This window comes from Rhizobium sp. CFBP 8752 (genome assembly GCF_014842035.1).
Taxonomy (GTDB): domain Bacteria; phylum Pseudomonadota; class Alphaproteobacteria; order Rhizobiales; family Rhizobiaceae; genus Neorhizobium; species Neorhizobium soli.
The window spans coordinates 2040805-2059886 of sequence record NZ_JACYUZ010000001.1; the positions used below are offsets into that span (position 1 = coordinate 2040805).

Sequence of the window (19082 nt, forward strand, 5' to 3'; positions counted from 1 at the left end):
GAGTGTCTCAAGTCCTTGCTAATGCTTGGTCGAGGTCGGAGAGCAGGTCTGCCACATCCTCGATGCCAACAGACAGGCGAACCACGTCAGGTCCGGCACCGGCGGCGATCTGCTGGTCCTCGGTGAGTTGCCTATGGGTGGTCGATGCCGGGTGGATGACCAGCGAGCGGGTGTCGCCGATATTGGCAAGATGGGAGAAGAGCTTGAGGCTCTCCACGAAGATCTTGCCGGCCTCATAGCCGTTCTTCAGGCCAAAGGTGAAGACAGCGCCGGCACCGTTCGGCGAATAGCGCTGCTGCAGAGCATTGTTCGGGTCGTCGGGCAGTCCGGCGTAGTTCACCCATCCAACCTTCGGATGGCGGCTCAGCCACTCGGCAACCGCAAGCGCATTATCGCAATGCCGCTGCATCCGCAGCGAGAGCGTCTCGATCCCCGTCTGGATCTGGAAGGCGTTGAAGGGCGAGATGGCCGGCCCGAGGTCGCGAAGGCCGAGCACGCGCGCAGCGATCGCAAAGGCGATGTTGCCGAAGGTTTCATGCAGAACCATGCCCGAATATTCCGGCCGCGGCTCGGACAGGACCGGGTAGTTGCCGGAGCGCGACCAGTCGAACGTGCCGCCGTCGACGATGATGCCGCCCATGGAATTGCCGTGGCCGCCGAGAAATTTGGTGAGCGAGTGCACGACGATATCGGCGCCGTGTTCGAGAGGCCGGACGAGATAGGGGCTCGCCATCGTGTTGTCGACGATCAGCGGGATTCCGAAACGCTGGGCCACCTCCGAAATCGCCGCGATATCGACGAAGGTGCCGCCGGGGTTTGCCAGGCTTTCGACGAAAATCGCCTTGGTGCGATCGTCGATCTCGTTTTCAAAACTTTCCGGAACGGCGCTATCGGCCCAGCGCACCTGCCAGCCGAAATTCTGAAACGCGTTGCCGAACTGATTGATCGAACCGCCATAAAGTTTGCGCGCCGCGACAAAGTTGTCACCGGGCTGCATGACCGTGTGGAAGACCAACAACTGCGCTGCATGGCCGGACGCGACGGCAAGGGCTGCCGTGCCGCCTTCGAGCGCCGCCACCTTTTCCTCCAGCGCGGCCTGCGTCGGGTTCATGATGCGGGTATAGATGTTTCCGAATTCCTTCAGCCCGAACAATGCGGCTGCATGTTCGGTATCCTTGAAGACGAAGGACGTCGTCTGATAGATCGGCACCGCCCGGGCGCCGGTCGTCGGATCGGGCTCGGCGCCGGCATGAACAGCGAGCGTTGAAAATCCGGGATTGCCGGAACTGCGTGAATTCGGGTTGGCCATGCCGGTCTCCTCTAGGGTCGTTTCATCACAGCAGGGCCTGCGGGCCGACGGCGATCAAGAAATATCGTTGAAGCATTCGCAGCGATTGCGAAAAGAGTCCGCGAATTACCTGCCCCGCTCCCTTACCCTATCCGAGAAGACGGGCAAGCCTTGGGTACTCGATCGCCGGGCAGCGATCCATGATTACCTGGATGCCGGCGGCCTCCGCCTTGACTGCGGCCTGATCGTCGCGCACGCCAAGCTGCGCCCATATGACCTTGGGCAGCTGATCGAGCGCCAGCGCTTCGTCCACCACACTGTCCAGATATTCCGAAGCGCGGAACACATCGACCATATCGACAGGTTCCGGCACATCCGCGAGGCTCGCATAGACCTCCTGGGCAAGGATCTGCTTGCCCGCCTGGCCCGGATTGACCGGAAATACCCGGTAGCCGCGCGCCAGCAGAAATCCCATCACGCGATTGCTGGGCCGGTCGGGATTGGGCGATGCGCCGACCAGTGCAATCGACTTCGTGTTTTTCAGGATGTCAGCGATGACGTCGTCTTCATACCGATCGTGAGCCATCGTTCGATCTCCTGTGCATTGAATTGGACATAGGGAAGCAATGGAAATCTTCCAACTCGGTTCCGGAATTACATTTTCCCACCAACCAAGCGTGCCGCCTGCTGCGGCTCAAACCAAGGTATCCCTTCACAAGAAGTCGTGTAAGAGACGAAAAACCGGTCGATTATTTGTGAGGTATTATTACACCTCACTGCTAAGTAGCTCTAAACGTTAAGCTATTTTTCCATGAACTCCGGGCCGACTGCTTGACGGTTTTTAGGCTCCGTCGTATAAGCCGCCCAGATCGCGGACCTTTCGAAGGCCCGCTTTCTTTTTTGTCGGCAAAGCCAGGCAAATCAAGCAACAAAAAACGCCCTTACGGCCGGTTCTCCGGTGGTCTTGGGTTCAGATGAAAGAGAAAAACAATGTCAACCTTCGTTCAGAAGCCTGCAGAGGTGGAGAAGAAGTGGATCATCATCGATGCCGAAGGCCTCGTTGTCGGTCGCCTCGCCACCCTCGTTGCCAATCGCCTTCGCGGCAAGCACAAGGTCACCTTCACACCTCACGTCGACGACGGTGACAATGTCATCATCATCAACGCGGAAAAGGTTGTCCTGACTGGCAAGAAGTACACGGACAAGAAGTACTACTGGCACACCGGTTACCCGGGTGGCATCAAGGAGCGTACTGCACGCGCCATCATCGAAGGCCGCTTTCCTGAGCGCGTCGTCGAAAAGGCGATCGAGCGTATGATCCCGCGTGGCCCGCTCGGCCGTCGCCAGCTGAAGAACCTGCGTGTATACGCCGGCTCCACCCATCCCCATGAAGCACAGCAGCCGGTCGCTCTCGACGTAGCATCGCTGAACAGCAAGAACGTAAGGAGCGCCTGATCATGGCTGATCTTTCCTCTTTGAAGGACCTCGCTCCGGCTGAAAGCCAGGCACCGGTTCACGTCCGCAAGGTCGATGCACAGGGCCGTTCCTATGCAACCGGCAAGCGCAAGAACGCGATTGCCCGCGTCTGGGTCAAGCCGGGCTCCGGCAAGATCATCATCAACGGTCGCGACTTCTCGGCGTATTTCGCCCGTCCGGTTCTGCAGATGATCCTTCAGCAGCCGCTGGTTGCCGCTGCCCGCACAGGTCAGTTCGACATCATTGCCACCGTCACCGGTGGTGGTCTCTCCGGTCAGGCCGGTGCCGTTCGTCACGGCGTCTCCAAGGCCCTCACCTACTTCGAACCAGGCCTTCGCCCGGTTCTGAAGAAGGGTGGCTTCCTGACCCGCGACAGCCGCGTCGTCGAGCGTAAGAAGTACGGTAAGGCGAAGGCCCGCCGGTCCTTCCAGTTCTCGAAGCGCTAATCGCTTCAAGACTTTGCATTTCGAAAGGCGGGGCTTTGGCTCCGCCTTTTTTCGTTTTAGCCTTTCTTCGGTTCTGGCCTTGTCTTCCAGACACTCCCACTGCACTTTCTCTCCGATCCGGGAGAATGCAATGGCTTCAAAATCCATCGACAATGCCTTTACCGCCAAGTCCCTGCGCGATGCTGCCACCGATCCGACCTATGCGGGCGCGCTGTCCTTCATGCGGCGGCGCTATACCAAAGACCTGATCGGCGCAGATGCGGTCGTCCTCGGCATTCCTTTCGACGCTGCTGTCTCCAACCGGCCGGGCGCGCGGTTCGGACCCCAGGCCATTCGCCGGGCTTCGGCGATCTTCGACAACGACCCGCAATATCCGTTCTCGCGTGATCTCTTCGAAGCCATGTCGGTTATCGACTATGGTGACGTCATGCTCGACTACGGTCATCACTGGAAGACGCCGCGCCTGATCGAGGCGGAGGCGACGAAGATCATCGAGTCGGGCGCGTTTCTGCTATCGTTAGGCGGTGATCACTTCGTCACCTGGCCGCTATTGAAGGCGCATGCGGCCCGCCACGGTCCCCTCGCCCTCGTGCATTTCGATGCACATCAGGACACCTGGAGCGACGATGCGGACGAGGCCGGCGAGATCGAACGGATCGACCACGGCTCGTTCGTGGCGCGCGCCGTGCGACAGGGCGTGATCGAGCCGCAGCATTCAATCCAGATCGGCATCCGCACCCATGCGCCCGAAGATTTCGGCATCAGGATCATGCCGGGCCATGAGGTGGAGGACCTGAGCGCCCAGGCCATCGCCGACGCGATCCTTGCTCATGTCGGCGACCGCCCGTGTTACCTCACCTTCGACATCGACTGCCTCGACCCGGCCTATGCGCCCGGAACCGGCACGCCGGTTGCCGGCGGGCCGTCGAGCGCGAAAATCCTGTCGGTGCTGCGCAAACTCGGAAGCCTCGATATCTGCGGCGCCGACGTGGTGGAGGTGGCACCGGCCTATGACCACGCCGATATCACCGCCATTGCCGGGGCAACGGTTGCGATGTATATGCTTGGCCTGCGCGCGGAGCGACTTTCCGCCCGTTGACACATTGAATCACGCAGCTGGCAAACTGATTCCGGCTCTCACCCCAAGGCACTGACATTTCAGGGATAAAGACCATGACGGCAAAGATCTTCATCGACGGCGAACACGGCACGACAGGGCTGCAGATCCGCACCCGCATGGCCGACCGCCGCGACGTCGAGCTCTTGTCGATCCCGGAAGCCGAGCGGCGCAATGCCGCAATGCGCGAGGACCTGCTCAACAGCGCCGACATCGCGATCCTCTGCCTGCCGGACGAGGCTTCGAAAGAAGCCGTGACGATGCTTGCGGGCAACAACAACGTGCGGGTGATCGACACCTCCACTGCCTACCGCGTCGATCCGAACTGGGCCTATGGTTTCGCCGAGCTGGACAAGGCACAGGCCGACAAAATCAAGGCCGCCCGCAACGTCGCCAATCCGGGCTGCTATCCGACCGGCGCGATCGCGCTGCTGCGTCCGCTGCGCGCTGCCGGTCTCCTGCCCGACGGCTACCCGGTCTCGGTCAATGCGGTGTCCGGCTATACCGGCGGCGGCAAGCAGCTGATCGGCCAGATGGAAGACGCGTCACGCGACGACGCGATCTCCGCCAACAACTTTCTCTACGGCCTGACGCTGAAGCACAAGCACGTGCCCGAGATGAAGGAACATGGCCTGCTCGATCGCGCGCCGCTGTTCTCGCCGTCCGTCGGCCGCTTTGCGCAGGGCATGATCGTGCAGGTGCCGCTGTTCCTCGAAGACCTCAAGGATGGTGCCACGATCGAGAGCATTCATAGCGCTCTCGGCGCCCACTATGCGGGACAGGATATCGTTACCGTCGTGCCGCTCAACGAGAGCGCGACGCTTGCCCGCGTCGATGTCGAGGAACTGGTCAACACCGACAGGATGAAGCTGTTCGTGTTCGGCGCGGCTGGCAGCCCGCATGTCAATCTCGTGGCGCTGCTCGACAATCTCGGCAAGGGTGCCTCCGGTGCCGCCGTCCAGAACATGGACCTGATGCTGTCTGCCTGAATACATCCGGATTTTTAAGACTTGAGGCCGCGGTGAACTCAGTTCGCCGCGGCTTTTCTGTCTTCCAGCGGGTATTCGCCGATATAGCCACGCCAGTGAGTGATGGCATAGCCGAGGACGACCAGGGCGCCGCCCTGATGCGCAAGCGCCAGATCGAGCGGCACCTGATAGACCAGCGTCAGGATGCCGATCACCGCCTGCAGACAGACCAGCAGGAACAGGATGACGGCGCGGCCCGTATGGACCGAACCCGGCGCTTTGGACAGTGACACGATCATGTGGATCAGTGTTGCGGCCAGAAGCACATAGGCGCCGCAGCGGTGAACGAACTGCACGGTCTTCGGGTTCTCGAACAGATTGATCCACCAGGGATCGCGCAAAAAGAGGTCGGCCGGAACGAAGGCGCCATCCATCATCGGCCAGGTGTTGTAGCTGAGGCCGGCATCGAGGCCCGCGACAAGTGCGCCGAGATAGATCTGAAACAGCGCCAGAAACGCGAGGCCTCCAGCCGCGATATAGGAGTGACGCGTCGGGGCCGCCCCCTGCTTCTGGGGCGTGAGGCCGCGCATGATCCAGACGCAGGCGGAAAAGATCAGACAGGCGATGACCAGATGCGTGGCGAGCCGGTATTGCGACACGCTGACGAGCTTGGTGAGGCCCGAAGATACCATCCACCAGCCGACAAAACCCTGAAATCCGCCGAGTGCCAGCGTGCCGACCAGCGGCCAGCGCAGGCGTTTCTCGATGCGACCGGTCACCCAGAAGAAGATCAGCGGTACGGCGAAGACCAAGCCGATCGAGCGCGCCAGGAAACGGTGCGCCCATTCCCACCAGAAGATCGTCTTGAATTCGTCCACCGTCATGCCGGCATTGACCAGCTGGTATTGCGGAATGCGCTGATAGAGCTCGAACTCCTCCTGCCATTCGGCCGCATTGAGAGGCGGAATGACGCCGTGGATCGGTTTCCACTCGGTGATCGAAAGGCCCGAATCGGTCAGCCGGGTCGCGCCGCCCACAAGGACGAGACAGAAGAGCACGAAGACGACGAAGCCGAGCCAGATACGCACCGGCCTGCGGTCGCGCTCGCGGCGTTTTGCTGCCGGATGGATGACATCGATGATGACGCTATCAGTCGCCGACATGCGGAAACTCCTGTCGCTCGAAGAAAGATCAGCCTTGCACGCGCTTGAGAGCACCATGCGGGCGGTAATCTTTCCGCTCCTGGCGTTGATTTGCCCCAAGGACACGTGCAAAACAAGCCCCGATGCTTTGCGGCATCGCGTCGCGGGAGGAGAAACGCGTTGGTCCCACGCCTGAGAAGTTTCATCGGCACGATCATGATCATCGTGCTCGTCATCGTCTACGCGCTGGCTGCAACCACGGTCGCGACGCTGTTGCTCGCGACATCGCCGTGGTGGGTGCATTTCCTCTACTTCCTGCTGTCGGGGCTTTTGTGGATCCTGCCGGCCATGCTGATCATCAAGTGGATGGCGGGCGCACGGCCGAAAGTCTAGGTTATGCCTGGGTTCACCCCGCATTAACCAGCCGTGATAGTATTGGCGGCGGGCGGCACAGCAGTAAACCGATTGTTGGTGCACCCTGCCTATTCTTCCCGCTTGAAAGACAGCGGAGCGCGTCATGCAAACCTCGAGACTGATTGAAGAGCTTGCGCCGGCAGGGACATCGGGATCGCCTTCCCGTGGGACTGTCCCGTTGCGTTTCGCGCAGATCGAAATGGCAGTCGCGACGGACATGGCGGATCTGAAGTCCGACTGGCACCGTCTGCAGGCGATCAAGCTCAATTCGCTGCATCAGGGTTTCGACTGGTGCGAAGCCTGGGCGAAATCCCACGGCCGCACGCTCGCAGTCGTCGTCGGTTGCATCGACGGTCGCGCCGTGTTTATCCTGCCGCTCGATGTCGTGCGTGAAAAAGGCATTCGCGTCGCCCGCCTCCCCGGAAACCATTATAACAATCTCAATACCGGCCTGTTCGACCCGGCACTCGAGGTGGCTTCCGCTGCCGAGCTGAAACCGTTCCTGGGCATGCTGCGAACGGCGCTTTCTCCCTACGCCGATCTTGTGGTGCTCGATTGCGTGCCGCTCTCCTGGCGCGGCAGCCGGCATCCGCTGAGTGCTCTCGCAACGACCGAGAACCAGAACCATTCGTTCCAGCTGCCGCTCTTTCCGAATTTCGAGACGACGCTCGCACAGCTCAATGCCAAGACGCGGCGCAAGAAATTCCGCTCACAGAGCCGCAAGATCGAAGCAGCCGGCGGCTACGATCACTTGATCGCGCTAGACGCGGACGAAAAGCACGCGCTGCTCGATACGTTCTTCCGCCAGAAGGCGGCGCGGCTGAAAATGTTCGGCCTGCCCGATGTCTTCCACGCGTCCGAGATCCGAGAGTTTTTCCATCGCCTGATGGACGCGCCGACTGATGGGACAGACACGTCGCTCACCCTTCACGCGATCCGTATGCGGGGTGAGCACGAGGGCCATGTCGTGGCGATTGCCGGCGTGTCGCGCAAGGGCGACCATGTGATCTGCCAGTTCAGCTCCATCGACGACAGCATCTGCCCGGAGGCAAGCCCCGGCGAGTTGCTGTTCTGGCTGATGATCGAGAAAAGCTGCCGCGAAGGCGCGGCGCTGTTCGATTTCGGCGTGGGCGACCAGCCCTACAAGCGCAGCTGGTGCAGCCAGGAAACCGTGCTGCACGATATTCTCATCGCCATCACACCGAAGGGGTCTGTCCTCAAACCGCTGATGGTTCTGGCAACGAGGGCGAAGGCTGCGGTGAAGCACAACCCGCGCCTTTACACTCTTTTGCAGAAACTGCGGGCCGCCAAAACGAACAAGGCGGCCTGAAAGCCGCCTTGTAGATCGTGGTTCATGCGGTGTGGCTCACGCCACCTGTCGTCCAGCCTTGCGCGGCGAACTGCGGTCATTGGCGTCAGACATTACCAGCAGGTTGCGAATTCCCTCGCCTTGGAAGTCCTGGACGATCTTTGCGACATCCTCTTCCTTGAATTCAGGCACGGAGAGAATGACCTCCGCCTTTTCGTTGCGGGTCAGTCGCGACAGCATCGGCGCTTCCGCCGGGCCGCATTCGATCAGCACTAGATCATAGGCGTCTGCGAGTGCATCGACGACCATCGGCAGCCGGTCTGCGCCCCGCATGGCGCGAACCGGATCGGCAGAACCGAACGGGATGATATGCGCATCCGAGAGACGGTCCGGATGGATGGCTTCCCCGAACGCAACCTCGCCGCACAGCAGATCGGTGATGCCGGCAAGCTTGACGTCCTGCGCCATCAGCCGTGTCGGGCAAGCCGAGCCGGTCATGTCGATCAGGGCAACGGTGCGACCGCGCTCCGAAATTTCACGGGCCAACATCACGGTCGCCGTCGAGCCTGCATCGCCACCGGGCGACACGACCAGGCCGATCGGCACCGCACGGCGCTGGAGGTAGCGGGCAACGGACGCGATCGTGAAGGATTCCTCCTCCCCGTCGTTCGCCGGCGTCGTGACGGCAATTTCTTCGACCGGTGGCTCGGCAGCGACCGCAGCCTCCTGCTTCTGGTCAACTTCCGCGCCCTTCGCGGCAGCGGCATCCTTGCGGGAGGCAGCCAGCATTTCCTTTGCCGCCGCGAACAGCCTGTGTTCGCGCTTTGGCCGATCTGCAACAGTTTCTGCCGCAACCGGAGCTGCGGCGGGTGTTGTTGCAACCAAAGCGCCGGCAGGGGTCGGTTCGGGCTCGGCCGGGGCCGGTTCGACTGCAGGCGTTGCGACCTCGTGTGGTGTCAGCAAGAAATCGTCCTCGCGACGGCGATTGAGAGGGCGGAGCGCCCGGCCGCTGAACAGTTCGGCGATGATGACGACCAGGCAGCTGACGATCAGTGTCGCAAGCGTCGCCACGATGACGATCGGAATGACCTTCGGAAAGAAGGGTTCCGACGGTTCGACCGCGCTCGATACGATGCGGGCATCCGCAGGGCTTGAATTGGCGTCGCGGCGCGACGTCGCCTCGCGGTAGCGCACGAGATAGGTTTCGAGCAGCTGGCGCTGGGCAGACGCTTCGCGTTCCAGGGCCCGCAGCCCGACTTCCTCTTCACCGGCCTTGGCCGAATCAGCCTTCAAGCCGTTCATCTGTTGCGTCAGCTGACGCTCGCGGAGCCGTGCAATCTCTCTCTCGTTGTCGAGGCTTGCCAGGATCTTCTGGGTTTCACGCTCGATCTGCTGATTGATACCGCTGAGCTGCGCGCGAAGTCCCCGAAGACGCGGATGGTTGTCGAGCAGGGATGTCGAGAGATCATTGATCTGCGCCTGCAAATTGGTCTGGGTTTCCTTCAGACGCTGGATGACCGCCGATCCCGCGACGTCCGCCAGCGTGTCCGAAGCGCGGCCGGCTCTCAAACCAGCGCGGACGTTTTCCGAACGGGCCTCGGCATTGGCGAGATCGGCGCGAACGCGGGCAAGTTCGGTCGATATATCGTTCAACTGCTTGCTGGAAAAACTGTTGGCTTCGCTGGTCTGGAAAAGGCCGTTCGAGGAGCGGTAGTCCGCCACCTTCTTTTCGGCATCGTTGACGCGGGTCGTCAGGTTGGCGATTTCCGGCTCCAACCAGCGGGCGGTTTCGGCATGGGTGTCCACCTTCGAGCCACTCTGGATCTGAAGATAGGCTTCGGCCATCCGGTTCGGCACATCAGCCGCGAGCTTCGGATCATGCGATGCAAATTCGACGGCGATGACGCGCGAGCCCTCGACCGGATAGACCGACAACTTTTCCCGGAACTTCTGGATGACCCGGTCTTCCGGATCGATCGCCATCGGATCCTGCTTCAGGCCGACCATCACCAGAAGGTCCGGCAGTGCCGACTGTCCAGCCGGGTCGAATTCCGGGCGATCGGAAAGCTTCAGATCGCGCGCAACCCGCTTGATGAGGTCGGTCGATTGCAGCAGCTGGGCCTGGCTGGTGATGTTAAGCGTGTCCAGAACCGGATCGTTGGAACTGCCTGCCCCTTCCCCGCCGGAGAGGTTCGGCGATCGCGATTCGATCAGCAGCCTGGTTTCGGCCTTGTAGCTGGGTTTGATCAGCGAGGCGCCGACCAACGCCAGCGCGCCCGCCGCGATCGTGACGGCGAGGATCTTCGCCTTGCGTTCCCAGACGGCCGCGATGACCTGCCTGAGGTCGATATCCACATCCTGATGGCCGCCGTTTACGCCAGACATTGCCCGCTCCAAACTGGTCTATTTGGGCGGACAGTAAATTATCATGGTAACGCTACAGTTAATGAGCCGCGGCTTCGAAGAAAAACCGGACTCTGATCTTGAAAGCATTATTTCCGAGGGTCGTCGCGCCTCTCTTTACCGGGCATTAACCCTAATGGATCGATAACAGGCTCGAAATCGTCGAACCACCACCCCGAGCCTGGGACGCGAACATGCTATTCGCCCAAGACAAGAAAAATCCGACGCGCAACCAGCGCGCCAAAACCGTTCTGGCTCTTGCGGCGACAGCCGTTGCGATGACGCTGTCGGGCTGCGCCTCATACAAGCCGGCTCCCAAAAGCTTTCAGGAAGCGACGATCCAGCCTTACCGGCTGGACAGCGGCGATCGGCTACGTGTCAGCGTCTTCGAACAGCCGAGCCTTTCCAACACATATACCGTCGATCAGGCCGGCTATATCGCCTTCCCGCTGATCGGTCAGATCACGGCCCGGGGCCAGACCATGCCGACGCTCGAGGGTGCAATCGCCGCCAAGCTCAAGCAGGGCTATCTGCGCGATCCCGACGTGACGATCGAAATGGATCGTTACCGCCCGGTTTTTGTCATGGGCGAAGTCGGACGACCCGGACAGTATTCCTATGTGCCCGGCATGACGGCACAGAACGCCATCGCAATCGCCGGAGGCTTTACCTCTCGCGGAAACCAGCGCGATGTCGACGTCACACGCAAGATCAACGGCGAGGTCATCACGGGCCGTACGACGATTTCCTCACAGGTCCTCGCTGGCGACACGGTCTACGTCCGCGAGCGGCTGTTCTGACATCATCATGTCGGCTGAGGCCCCTCCCTTGCGCATCCTCCATTGTTTCAGGTCGCCCGTCGGCGGGATCTTCCGCCATGTGCGCGACCTGGTGGAAGAACATCGGGCTGCCGGCCACGAGGTCGGCATCCTCTGCGACAGCTCGACCGGTGGCGAGCACGAGGACAGGTTGTTCGACACGATCCGGCCGCAGCTTTCGCTTGGCCTGACACGAATTCCGATGCGCCGTTCGATCGCTCCTTCCGATCTTGCGGCACTCTACAGAAGCTACAAGCATATCAAGAGCTTGCGGCCGGACATATTGCACGGACACGGCGCCAAGGGCGGCGTTCTGGCGCGATTGATCGGCTCAGCCTTGCGGGTTAACAGGTATTGCGTGGCCCGCCTCTATTCGCCGCACGGCGGCAGTCTGCATTTCGACCGGTCCAGTCTTTCGGGCAAGGTCGTGCTGCAGCTCGAACGGTTCCAGGAACGCTTCGGCGATGCCCTGGTCTTTGTCTGCGATTACGAGCGCCGCGCCTACGAGGAAAAGGTCGGAAAACCGCTCAAGACTGCGCGCGTGATCTATAACGGCATTGGCGAGGCCGAGTTCGAGCCGGTCCCGGCGGTCATTTCCGCGGTCGACTTTCTCTATATCGGCATGCTGCGCGACCTGAAGGGGCCGGATGTCTTCATCGACGCCTTTGCCCGAACGGAACGCGCGGTCGGTCGGCCGCTTTCGGCGCTGATGGTCGGCGACGGACCGGACCGCGAGCGCTACGAAGCCATGATTTCCGAACGTGGCCTTGGCCGCCGGCTGACGATGATGCCGGCCATGCCCGCCCGCAAGGCGTTCGCCCTCACAAATTTCGTCGTCGTTCCGTCGCGGGCGGAAGCGATGCCCTATATCGTGCTGGAAGCGCTCGCCGCCGGGAAGCCTGTCATCGCATCGCGTGTCGGCGGCATTCCCGAAGTGCTGGGTGTGAAAAGTGCGGCCCTTGCCGTCCCCGGCGACGCCACAAGCCTTTCCGACGTGATGACGCAGGCACTGCAGACACCGGAGTGGCATGACCGCGTCATGCCGAAGCCGTCCGATTTCAAGGCAGTGTTTTCCGCCTCCGTTATGGCGGACGACATGCTTCACTTGTACCAAGATCTACTCGGCCAAATCCCGGACCGCAGGTACAGCTAAAGGCTTCTTTAGCTTCTTTTTGCTACTGGACTGAGACTACTTCTGCGCCTTCGCGGCAGCTGAGTCGAGGATCCTGGCATGAGCCCGCTGAACAAGCCCGATGAATTCGACGTCGAAAGCCTTCGCCGCAAGGTCTCCGAGATGCGTGCGAGCGAGGAGAAGGAAGCGGGCGCGGTCCTCAATCCCTTCGCACGCCAGATCGCCCAGCAGTTCCGCGAAACCAGCTATTCGCCATCCCTGCTGGTCGGACTGATCCGGCTTACCGAATTTGCCGCGATCCTGATTGTCGGCCTCATCGTCGACTTGATCTACGGCGCGACCGAGATGTCGCTTTCCCGCCTGGTCATCATCACCTTCGGTTCTGCCATCACGCTTCTGCTTCTGCAGATTGCCGACACCTATCAGATCCCCTCCCTGAGGTCCGCCAACAGGACCTTGAAGCGGGTCCTCATCACATGGGCCTTCAGTTTTGTCCTGACCAATCTCGCGCTCAGCTTTGCCGCGGGCGGTTGGGTGCCCGTGACCGGTCTCATCGTCTGGTTCTCCGTCAGCTGCGTCGTCCTTGCCGCCGAGCGGCAGGCGATCGCGCTTGGCATCCGCCACTGGGCGCGCAACGGCGTGATGGAACGCCGCGCCGTAATTGTCGGCGGCGGCGAACCTGCCAAGCAACTGGTGCGCGCTTTGGAACGCCAGTCGGATAACGACATCCGCATCTGCGGCATCTTCGACGACCGCAACAGCGACCGCTCGCCGACCGTCGTTGCCGGCTACCCGAAGCTCGGTACCTTTGCCGAGCTTGTGGAATTCTCGCGCCTTGCCCGTATCGACATGCTCATCATCGCGCTTCCTGCCAGCGCCGAGCAGCGTATCCTGCAGCTTCTGCGCAAACTCTGGGTTCTGCCGGTCGATATCCGGCTCGCGGCGCATGCGAACCGCCTGCGCTTCCGCCCACGGGCCTATAGTCACGTCGGCACCGTTCCGATGTTCGATATTTTCGACAAGCCGATCCGCGACTGGGATTCGGTCGCAAAGCGCATCTTCGATATCGTCTTTGCCGTGTTCGCGATCGCCTGCCTCTGGCCCGTCATGCTGGCTGCCGGCATTGCCGTGAAGCTCAGCTCGAAAGGGCCGATGCTGTTTCGCCAAAAGCGCCACGGCTTCAACAATGAGATCATCAACGTTCTCAAATTCCGCTCGATGTACACGAGCATGAGCGACCAGACCGCGATCAGGGCCGTGACCAAGGGCGATCCGCGGGTCACGCCCGTCGGCCGGTTTCTGCGCAAGTCCTCGATCGACGAGCTACCGCAGCTGTTCAACGTGCTGAAAGGAGAGCTGTCTCTCGTTGGTCCCCGTCCGCATGCGGTCAGTGCCCAGACTGGCGAACGCAGATATGTGGACGTCGTCGAAGGCTACTTCGCCCGCCACCGCGTGAAACCCGGCGTGACTGGCTGGGCGCAGATCAACGGACTGCGCGGCGAGTTGGACAGCGACGAAAAGATCCGTGCCCGCACCGCCCACGATCTCGACTATATCGAGAACTGGTCGATCCTGTTCGATCTCAAGATCCTGTTCCTGACGCCGATCCGGCTTCTCAACACGGACAATGCATATTGACGACGCTGGCCGCACATGAGATCCGGCCGTTCAACGTCCAGCTGGCCGTGTTCGCTCTCGTGGCAAACGGCATGCTGGCCTTTGGCGTCTTTCTGTCCGGCTTCGTTATGTCGGAGCCTGCCCCTTACGAACTGATGATGGTGGCCCAGATCGGCCTCTGGTTCCTGTTTGGGCTCAGGATCTCCCGGACGGTCGCGATGCTCATGGCGATGCTGCTGATCTTCAACATTAGCGGCCTGTTTTCCATCTTCGTGATGAAGGATTCGTCCGGCGCCGGTATGTATTATGCGGTCTCGATCTTTCTCGCGCTCACCGCCGTGTTCTTTGCAGCGGTCATAGAGAACGACCATCGGCGGCTGAAGATCATCTTTCATGCCTGGGTGGCGGCCGCCATCATCACGGCCACTCTCGGCATCCTCGGCTATTTCGACGCGTTTCCCGGGGCCCATGTCTTTACCCGCTATAACCGCGCCATGGGCGCCTTTCAGGACCCCAACGTGTTCGGCCCCTATCTGGTCGGCCCGCTCCTCTATCTCCTTTACCGCATGCTGACCGGCCCGGTCATCCGTACCCCCCTTCTCATCCTCGGCATGCTGGTGCTGGCGATCGGTATCTTCCTGTCGTTTTCACGCGCGGCCTGGGGCCTCCTGCTGTTCGGTGCCATCGCACTGATCGTCCTCATGCTCCTCAAGGAGCGCACGACGGCATTCCGCCTGAAGATCCTGGTCATCTCGATTTGTGCCGGCGTGGCTCTCGTGCTCGTCCTTGCGATCGCTTTGCAGATCCCGCAGATCGCCGACCTGTTTTCCAACCGTGCGAAACTGGTGCAGGATTACGACGGCGCGCGGCTTGGTCGCTTCGAGCGGCATAAGATCGGCTTCCTGATGGCGATGGAGCGACCGCTCGGCATGGGACCGATGGCGCTTGGAAAAATCTTCGGCGAAGACGAGCACAATATCTGGCTGAAGACACTCACGACCTATGGCTGGGTGGGTGCGGTGACGTATCAGATCATGATCTGGTCCAGCCTGTGGATGGGTTTCCGCTATATGCTGCGCGAGAGGCCGTGGCAGCCTTTTCTGATGATTGCATGGGTCCTGATCCTGGGACATGCGATGATCGGAAACGTCATCGACACGGACCACTGGCGGCACTTCTATCTCTCGCTCGGCATTCTCTGGGCCTGCGTCGCTCTGGAAAACCGCTATCAGCGAAACACCACTGCCGCGATGCCGCCGTTACAGGCCTGAGTTGTTGCCTCAAGCGCAAGTCCTTGACATTGGGTCGCCTTGCGCCAGATTTCTCGTATGTTGACCGCATCACAAATTCGCGCAGCGCGCGCACTCACCGGCATCTCGAAAGACGCGCTTTGCGCCGCTTCGGGCCTATCCGCCGTCGAATTCGACAACGCGGAGGCCCATGACGCCCTGCCCGACCCAACCATCAGTGAGAGACTGAGGGCATTCTTCGAGACAAGGAGCGTTATATTCCTGGCAGCCGGCGATGGCGGATTTGGAATGGGACCGGGTGTGAGACTGAGGCAAGACGGTCAGGAAGAGGGCATGCGTCCTGAAGACCTCAACGCCGCAAACGACGATTGAAAAAAACCTGAAACTCGCTGGAACATATTTAGCTCATAGGCGTTTCCCGGCCAGAATTGCATAGTCGGGGAAATTCATGACGCGTTCCAATAATCTGTACTTCATCATCGGCGCTCTCGTTGTTCTGGTCGTCGGTCTGGGGTTCTATGTCTACCGCGAAGAAACCAAGCCAAAGGGCGTAGAATTCAGCATCGGCCAGGATGGCGTCAAGGTCGAGGGAAAGTAGTTTCTCCGGGAAAACTGAGCTTAAGAAGTTTCCCTATTCAACGTCGTTTTTATATGCACTGGATATTGGAGGATACCATCCTCCAATATCTGTGAGGGGGCACAATGTCGCATATTACACCCGTCGATCTTCAGCAGTCCGGAATGAAGAAGGTGTGGAGCGTAACTGACTTCGCCCGCCGTTACCGTCTCGACAAGGACGAAGAAAACCGTCTTCTGCAGCTCCTGGGGTCGTTTGCTTCCGAGCAGGAGCTCCTGATGAATGCGAGCCGGACAGCGCGTTTTCGCTAACGCGAACTACTATCACGTCTGCTACGCCTATACTTGCTGATTGATCTTAGGCGGAACTTTACCACTCACAAATCAGTTACATCTCCGTGAATATCTTGCGCCGCAGGCCCTGCCCCGGCTCCATACACGGAGGATACAATGATCAATGTTTTCGCAAAGGCAGGCCTCGCCTTGGCCTTGTCCGTCTGCACCCTTGGTGCGGCCACTGCCCCGGCATCGGCCCAGGACGTACAGCTGCGCATCGGACCTGACGGCGTGCGCCCGGTGATCCGCGACAGGGATCGCGATTACGACAGACGCGATCGCCGCATGGGCTGCAGCCCTGGCGAAGCACGCGCCGCCGCTCGCGACGAAGGCTTCCGTCAGACGGAGATCGTCCGCGCCACTCGCCGCAGCATCACCGTCCAGGGCATGACCCGTCGGGGCCCCGACCGGATCACCTTCGCCAATCGCCCTGGTTGCCCGGAAATCTGAGACTGGCTGAAAAGGCCCCGCAAGTTCGGGGCCTTTTTTTGCTCGAGCTATATCTCGTCAACAGCGGCAAAAATGAAAAAGGGTCAGCTCGTGTCTCAGAGCTGACCCTTTTAGATCGAAATGCGCTGGCCGTTACCGCCAGAGATCCAGAACTTTAGAATACGAATGCGTAGAGCAGCACGATTACAAGGATCGGAACGCCCATCGCCCAAAGTACAACACCCTTCAACATCACATTCTCCTTTGTTTTCCTATCTGACAACGCGTCGGGAACACTGACGTTCCAGCCAAATGCAAATTGTAGTCAGATAAGTCGAACGCGGTTCGGGATGATCCATCATTCGTTCACAGGTTCTGGTGAGTGACGTCGCAACAGGTTGGTGTGACGAGAGACGAGTTCACCCATGGCGAGCTCATGTCAAAGCGGCTCTGGGGGAGCCTGTCGCCGAAGGAAGAATGGTCGGAATGGCCGGATTCGAACCGACGACCCCTTGACCCCCAGTCAAGTGCGCTACCGGGCTGCGCTACATTCCGCCACATCGCTTCGAGCCGGCGGACCGGCGTCGCGTGAAGCATGCATTCCATACTGACATGATCTTCACCACGCAAGGAAAAAATCGGCTTTCAATGGATCTCGGATCGACGGTCTTGCTTCAACGAGAAAGCCGGCCCCATTGTCTGGAGCCGGCCTATCAGGACGCCTTGGCGACTGCCCTATCAGTAGGGCGAGTAGCACAACTGGCGCGGGCCGTTATAGGGCTGGAACGTATTGTCGTAAGCTCTGTACGACCGGTAGCGGTTGGCGCACCAGTTGACGTGCGCGCTATTGGCGTTCACGTAACGACGTGGCTGCACGTAACGCGGTTCGGCGTAGCGCGGCTGGGATGCAATGGCACCGCCAATCAGAGCGCCGGCAGCAAGACCGCCGATGATCGCACCCGAATTGTGGCCACGGTAGTGGCGACCGCGATAATAGTCGCCGCGGCGGTAGTCGCGATGGTGACGATAGTAGCGACGACCTTCCCAACGATCACGATGCCGCCACTGAACCTGCTGGACCTGATCAACGCTCTGCGGCGCTTCGATGGTCTTCGGTGCGTTGACGACAGGGAAGGCGTGTGCCGGTACCATGCTCGTCAGTGCCGTCATGGCCGAGACGACAATGATTGCGAGTTTTTTCACGTTTGCATCTCCTCTTGTGTTTCCTCGTAGGTAAATGTTGTACCTTCGCGTTTGAACCAGAGGTGAACGGTAAATTTACAGTGAGTTCATGTAAGCAGGTATCGGATCAACGAACCTGGTCCAGCAGGCGCTTGCATTCCAGAAGGTCAAACAGTGCCTCCTGTAGCAGGGCACGGTCTTCCTTCCCGACACTCGATTTTCCAACCGAGACTTCCAACTGGTCCTCCCCGGCCCCGCCGAAACCGAAGAACCGGCCGCTCGGCTTTACCTTCGGGCGCCCGACGACCTGATCTTCTTCCTGGGTGGAAATCTTCGGCTCGGCATTCTTCTCGCTGTTGGCCGCCATGATGGCTTCCATTGTGGCGATATCACCCGATGCGATTGCTGAGACGAACTTGTTGCCATTCGTCTTCAGGAGCTTCTGAACGCCCTTGATCGTGTATCCGTGGTCGTAGAGAAGGTGACGTATCCCCTTCAACAGATCCACGTCCTCCGGGCGGTAGTAGCGACGGCCGCCTCCCCGCTTCATCGGCTTGATTTGCGGAAACCGCGTTTCCCAGAAGCGCAGCACGTGTTGCGGCAGGTCGAGATCGTCAGCGACTTCGCTGATGGTGCGGAATGCGTCCGGGCTCTTGTCCAAGTGTCAATCTCCAGGGATCGAACGGCCGTGCGGCGCGAAAGGGGTCAGCACGAAAGGCTGGACGAGGATTATGCGTCGAATCGCACATTTCTCAACGGCTTGCACCGAAAGATTCAAGTGTGTTCACAAGATTGGTGTTTTGGCAGGGGTGCCAGCGTGCAAAACGGGCGTGTCAGCTCGCAGGACTTGCCGGCTTCTGCTTGACCTTGCGCAATGTGTGCGCCTTGAGGATGCGTTGCTTCAAAACATTGGATGCCTTGAAGGTCATCACCCGGCGGGGTGAGATCGGTACTTCCTCGCCTGTCTTCGGATTGCGACCGATGCGCTCGTTCTTGGCGCGCACCTGAAACGTCGCAAACGACGAAAGCTTGACCATTTCGCCGCGAACGATGGCGTTGCAGATTTCGTCGATTACCGTTTCGACGAGTTCCGCCGATTCCGTGCGAGAGAGGCCAACCTTGCGAAAAACCGATTCCGCCAGATCCGCGCGTGTGACTGTCTTGCCGGCCATGGTCCCC

At 60.3% G+C, this 19082-nt stretch carries 21 protein-coding genes and 1 tRNA gene; 14 read left to right on the forward strand and 8 right to left on the reverse strand.

Annotation, left to right across the window (positions count from 1 at the left end; translation table 11 throughout):
• Positions 1 to 7: 7 nt before the first annotated feature.
• Positions 8 to 1309 (reverse strand): O-acetylhomoserine aminocarboxypropyltransferase, encoded by a 1302-nt coding sequence (locus IFT59_RS09830; protein ID WP_192086721.1) that lies wholly within the window; start codon positions 1307 to 1309, stop codon positions 8 to 10.
• A gap of 127 nt (positions 1310 to 1436) precedes the next feature.
• On the reverse strand, positions 1437 to 1874 hold the full coding sequence (locus IFT59_RS09835) for a CoA-binding protein (RefSeq protein ID WP_192086722.1): 438 nt from the start codon (positions 1872 to 1874) through the stop codon (positions 1437 to 1439).
• A 404-nt stretch (positions 1875 to 2278) separates the two neighbouring features.
• On the opposite strand from IFT59_RS09835, the gene rplM reads away from it, so the two are divergent.
• From rplM to argC, 4 genes are all read left to right on the forward strand, one after another.
• A complete protein-coding gene (gene rplM / locus IFT59_RS09840) occupies positions 2279 to 2743 on the forward strand; it encodes a 50S ribosomal protein L13 (RefSeq protein WP_113111050.1) in 465 nt (154 codons plus the stop codon).
• Between the two features lie 2 nt (positions 2744 to 2745).
• The gene (gene rpsI / locus IFT59_RS09845; protein WP_062453256.1) at positions 2746 to 3210 is read left to right on the forward strand and encodes a 30S ribosomal protein S9; all 465 of its coding nucleotides are present in this window, start codon (positions 2746 to 2748) and stop codon (positions 3208 to 3210) included.
• Between the two features lie 130 nt (positions 3211 to 3340).
• A complete protein-coding gene (gene speB / locus IFT59_RS09850; RefSeq protein WP_192086723.1) occupies positions 3341 to 4309 on the forward strand; it encodes an agmatinase in 969 nt (322 codons plus the stop codon).
• 74 nt (positions 4310 to 4383) lie between these two features.
• On the forward strand, positions 4384 to 5316 hold the full coding sequence (gene argC / locus IFT59_RS09855; protein WP_192086724.1) for an N-acetyl-gamma-glutamyl-phosphate reductase: 933 nt from the start codon (positions 4384 to 4386) through the stop codon (positions 5314 to 5316).
• 38 nt (positions 5317 to 5354) lie between these two features.
• On the opposite strand, the gene IFT59_RS09860 is transcribed toward argC, so the two are convergent.
• Entirely contained in the window at positions 5355 to 6458 is a 1104-nt protein-coding gene (locus IFT59_RS09860) for a COX15/CtaA family protein (protein WP_192086725.1), read from the reverse strand.
• A 159-nt stretch (positions 6459 to 6617) separates the two neighbouring features.
• Between IFT59_RS09860 and IFT59_RS09865 the strand changes: the two genes are divergently transcribed.
• Together IFT59_RS09865 and IFT59_RS09870 are read left to right on the forward strand one after the other, a co-directional pair.
• Positions 6618 to 6830 (forward strand): DUF2842 domain-containing protein, encoded by a 213-nt coding sequence (locus tag IFT59_RS09865; protein ID WP_062453259.1) that lies wholly within the window; start codon positions 6618 to 6620, stop codon positions 6828 to 6830.
• A gap of 124 nt (positions 6831 to 6954) precedes the next feature.
• Complete coding sequence (locus tag IFT59_RS09870; RefSeq protein WP_192086726.1) at positions 6955 to 8181, forward strand: GNAT family N-acetyltransferase; 1227 nt, start codon at positions 6955 to 6957, stop codon at positions 8179 to 8181.
• Between the two features lie 36 nt (positions 8182 to 8217).
• Here the strand turns inward: IFT59_RS09870 and IFT59_RS09875 are convergent, their stop codons facing one another.
• Positions 8218 to 10545: an exopolysaccharide transport family protein gene (locus IFT59_RS09875; RefSeq protein ID WP_192086727.1), complete on the reverse strand. Its 2328-nt coding sequence runs from the start codon at positions 10543 to 10545 to the stop codon at positions 8218 to 8220.
• Between the two features lie 296 nt (positions 10546 to 10841).
• On the opposite strand from IFT59_RS09875, the gene IFT59_RS09880 reads away from it, so the two are divergent.
• The 8 genes from IFT59_RS09880 to IFT59_RS09915 all read left to right on the forward strand — a co-directional run bounded on the left by IFT59_RS09880 (position 10842) and on the right by IFT59_RS09915 (position 16742).
• Positions 10842 to 11363 (forward strand): polysaccharide biosynthesis/export family protein, encoded by a 522-nt coding sequence (locus tag IFT59_RS09880; protein ID WP_062454730.1) that lies wholly within the window; start codon positions 10842 to 10844, stop codon positions 11361 to 11363.
• Between the two features lie 7 nt (positions 11364 to 11370).
• Positions 11371 to 12534, forward strand: coding sequence for a glycosyltransferase (locus IFT59_RS09885; protein WP_192086729.1), 1164 nt, complete (start codon positions 11371 to 11373; stop codon positions 12532 to 12534).
• Positions 12535 to 12612: 78 nt separating this feature from the next.
• Positions 12613 to 14151 (forward strand): undecaprenyl-phosphate glucose phosphotransferase, encoded by a 1539-nt coding sequence (locus IFT59_RS09890; RefSeq protein WP_192086730.1) that lies wholly within the window; start codon positions 12613 to 12615, stop codon positions 14149 to 14151.
• On the forward strand, positions 14148 to 15401 hold the full coding sequence (locus tag IFT59_RS09895) for an O-antigen ligase family protein (RefSeq protein ID WP_446737814.1): 1254 nt from the start codon (positions 14148 to 14150) through the stop codon (positions 15399 to 15401). Before IFT59_RS09890 ends, IFT59_RS09895 begins: the two co-directional genes overlap by 4 nt.
• Positions 15402 to 15458: 57 nt before the next feature.
• Positions 15459 to 15752, forward strand: a complete 294-nt coding sequence (locus IFT59_RS09900) for a DNA-binding protein (RefSeq protein ID WP_192086731.1) — start codon at positions 15459 to 15461, stop codon at positions 15750 to 15752.
• A gap of 76 nt (positions 15753 to 15828) precedes the next feature.
• Positions 15829 to 15978: a hypothetical protein gene (locus IFT59_RS09905; protein WP_192086732.1), complete on the forward strand. Its 150-nt coding sequence runs from the start codon at positions 15829 to 15831 to the stop codon at positions 15976 to 15978.
• Positions 15979 to 16082: 104 nt separating this feature from the next.
• Positions 16083 to 16268 (forward strand): hypothetical protein, encoded by a 186-nt coding sequence (locus tag IFT59_RS09910; protein WP_062453266.1) that lies wholly within the window; start codon positions 16083 to 16085, stop codon positions 16266 to 16268.
• 138 nt (positions 16269 to 16406) lie between these two features.
• Positions 16407 to 16742, forward strand: coding sequence for a hypothetical protein (locus tag IFT59_RS09915; RefSeq protein WP_062579960.1), 336 nt, complete (start codon positions 16407 to 16409; stop codon positions 16740 to 16742).
• Positions 16743 to 17199: 457 nt separating this feature from the next.
• On the opposite strand, the gene IFT59_RS09920 is transcribed toward IFT59_RS09915, so the two are convergent.
• The 4 genes from IFT59_RS09920 to IFT59_RS09935 form a co-directional block, all read right to left on the reverse strand.
• Positions 17200 to 17276: transfer RNA gene (locus IFT59_RS09920), tRNA-Pro, on the reverse strand.
• Between the two features lie 183 nt (positions 17277 to 17459).
• Positions 17460 to 17924, reverse strand: a complete 465-nt coding sequence (locus IFT59_RS09925; protein WP_062579958.1) for a BA14K family protein — start codon at positions 17922 to 17924, stop codon at positions 17460 to 17462.
• 106 nt (positions 17925 to 18030) lie between these two features.
• Positions 18031 to 18564 (reverse strand): MerR family transcriptional regulator, encoded by a 534-nt coding sequence (locus tag IFT59_RS09930; RefSeq protein ID WP_062453269.1) that lies wholly within the window; start codon positions 18562 to 18564, stop codon positions 18031 to 18033.
• Between the two features lie 172 nt (positions 18565 to 18736).
• On the reverse strand, positions 18737 to 19075 hold the full coding sequence (locus IFT59_RS09935; protein ID WP_062453270.1) for an integration host factor subunit alpha: 339 nt from the start codon (positions 19073 to 19075) through the stop codon (positions 18737 to 18739).
• Between the last annotated feature and the right edge of the window lie 7 nt (positions 19076 to 19082).

Excerpts from the sequence above, each read along its gene's own strand:
- IFT59_RS09830 (WP_192086721.1), bottom strand. The coding sequence starts at position 1,309 with ATGGCCAACCCGAATTCACGCAGTTCCGGCAATCCCGGATTTTCAACG.
- IFT59_RS09835 (WP_192086722.1), bottom strand. The coding sequence starts at position 1,874 with ATGGCTCACGATCGGTATGAAGACGACGTCATCGCTGACATCCTGAAA.
- rplM (WP_113111050.1), top strand. The coding sequence starts at position 2,279 with ATGTCAACCTTCGTTCAGAAGCCTGCAGAGGTGGAGAAGAAGTGGATC.
- rpsI (WP_062453256.1), top strand. The coding sequence starts at position 2,746 with ATGGCTGATCTTTCCTCTTTGAAGGACCTCGCTCCGGCTGAAAGCCAG.
- speB (WP_192086723.1), top strand. The coding sequence starts at position 3,341 with ATGGCTTCAAAATCCATCGACAATGCCTTTACCGCCAAGTCCCTGCGC.
- argC (WP_192086724.1), top strand. The coding sequence starts at position 4,384 with ATGACGGCAAAGATCTTCATCGACGGCGAACACGGCACGACAGGGCTG.
- IFT59_RS09860 (WP_192086725.1), bottom strand. The coding sequence starts at position 6,458 with ATGTCGGCGACTGATAGCGTCATCATCGATGTCATCCATCCGGCAGCA.
- IFT59_RS09870 (WP_192086726.1), top strand. The coding sequence starts at position 6,955 with ATGCAAACCTCGAGACTGATTGAAGAGCTTGCGCCGGCAGGGACATCG.
- IFT59_RS09875 (WP_192086727.1), bottom strand. The coding sequence starts at position 10,545 with ATGTCTGGCGTAAACGGCGGCCATCAGGATGTGGATATCGACCTCAGG.
- IFT59_RS09880 (WP_062454730.1), top strand. The coding sequence starts at position 10,842 with ATGACGCTGTCGGGCTGCGCCTCATACAAGCCGGCTCCCAAAAGCTTT.
- IFT59_RS09885 (WP_192086729.1), top strand. The coding sequence starts at position 11,371 with ATGTCGGCTGAGGCCCCTCCCTTGCGCATCCTCCATTGTTTCAGGTCG.
- IFT59_RS09890 (WP_192086730.1), top strand. The coding sequence starts at position 12,613 with ATGAGCCCGCTGAACAAGCCCGATGAATTCGACGTCGAAAGCCTTCGC.
- IFT59_RS09900 (WP_192086731.1), top strand. The coding sequence starts at position 15,459 with ATGTTGACCGCATCACAAATTCGCGCAGCGCGCGCACTCACCGGCATC.
- IFT59_RS09905 (WP_192086732.1), top strand. The coding sequence starts at position 15,829 with ATGACGCGTTCCAATAATCTGTACTTCATCATCGGCGCTCTCGTTGTT.
- IFT59_RS09910 (WP_062453266.1), top strand. The coding sequence starts at position 16,083 with ATGTCGCATATTACACCCGTCGATCTTCAGCAGTCCGGAATGAAGAAG.
- IFT59_RS09915 (WP_062579960.1), top strand. The coding sequence starts at position 16,407 with ATGATCAATGTTTTCGCAAAGGCAGGCCTCGCCTTGGCCTTGTCCGTC.
- IFT59_RS09935 (WP_062453270.1), bottom strand. The coding sequence starts at position 19,075 with ATGGCCGGCAAGACAGTCACACGCGCGGATCTGGCGGAATCGGTTTTT.